Genomic DNA, 347 nt, shown 5'->3' with positions numbered 1-347 from the left:
GTTGGTACCGCTGGTCTTGGGTGTACGATTAGGTTGACTGGCTGGATGCTGTTACAGTTGCTTGTGTTTCCTGTTTCTATTACTCGGATAAATACTTGTCCTGTTATGGCTAAGTAGTTGCCTGGTGTTAGGATTTCATTTTCGCCTAATTGGGCGCCTTCTATTGTTTCGTGGTATGTTACGGTTAATCCTACTTGACCGTCTATTACTTCTAGTCCTGCTGGTAGTAGGTTGAAGATTGAGAAGGTGTCGAAATTGTCGTCACATACTTCTAGTGTTGTGGCTGGTATAGTGGTTGGTGCTGTGTCGATTTGTACATTGAATGTGTGTTGGTCTGAGCATTCTAC

Annotated in this window: 1 protein-coding gene; it reads right to left on the bottom strand. The window is 43.5% G+C overall.

The genetic code is table 11. The annotated features are described in order from the left end of the window. On the bottom strand, nucleotides 1–347 hold a 347-nt coding region (locus tag DC53_RS22230; protein WP_033032488.1), incomplete at both ends, for an FIDD domain-containing protein.

Origin of the sequence: Pseudoalteromonas fuliginea, from assembly GCF_000690055.1 — a bacterium.
Taxonomy (GTDB): domain Bacteria; phylum Pseudomonadota; class Gammaproteobacteria; order Enterobacterales; family Alteromonadaceae; genus Pseudoalteromonas; species Pseudoalteromonas fuliginea.
Note: the sequence above shows the minus strand (reverse complement) of the source record. Positions and strands in the feature narration are given on the sequence as shown.